General features: G+C 61.8%; 1 protein-coding gene. It reads left to right on the forward strand.

Annotation, left to right across the window (positions count from 1 at the left end; genetic code table 11):
- Nucleotides 1-379: 379 nt before the first annotated feature.
- Nucleotides 380-587, forward strand: a 208-nt coding sequence (locus BIU89_RS18885) for an RNA polymerase sigma factor (RefSeq protein ID WP_254791517.1), incomplete at its 3' end; no start/stop codon positions are given.

Raw genomic sequence — 587 nt, forward strand, 5'->3', positions numbered from 1 at the left:
CGAAGCTGCCCCCCCCCCCCCCGATATGGGGATGTCAGGAGTGGCGCAATTGCTGGAAGTATCAAGAGGTGACGTGCACGCGCCCGTCCGTACCGGCGCTTTGAGAGCAAAAATGCTCCCGCCAGGATCGTCCGCATCGTGCCGGCGGACAACTGCTCGTTCTTCGAACAGGAGATGCTGCTCCGATTGCCGATCGGAGCAGGGTCGCTCTGAGTACGTAAGTGGTGCAGGTCGAAGGAGGTGTGTGGTGCGGTCGTCTGTCCCTGACCTCTCCGATGAACTCCTCGTCGCAGCAGCGAACCAGGGAGACCGGGAAGCAGCCGGCACCTACCTTGCTAGGCACCTGCAATTCCTGTCGGCCATGTCGAAGCAATTGTCGATGGACCAAATCGACCCGGAGGATCTCCTCAGCGAAGCCCTCGTCCGGTTGGTCGAGAAATGGGCCAGCGGAAACGGCCCGTCCGAGCATGTGAACGCCTACGTGATCCGGTCCATGCGGAACCGAGTCATCGATGAGCTCCGTTCCCCCCGCTCCAAGACGGATGCGGTCGAGGATGAACAACTGGACACCCTGGTCGGTGCGGACG

Source organism: Curtobacterium sp. MCBA15_005 (assembly GCF_001864855.1).
Classification (GTDB): domain Bacteria; phylum Actinomycetota; class Actinomycetes; order Actinomycetales; family Microbacteriaceae; genus Curtobacterium; species Curtobacterium flaccumfaciens.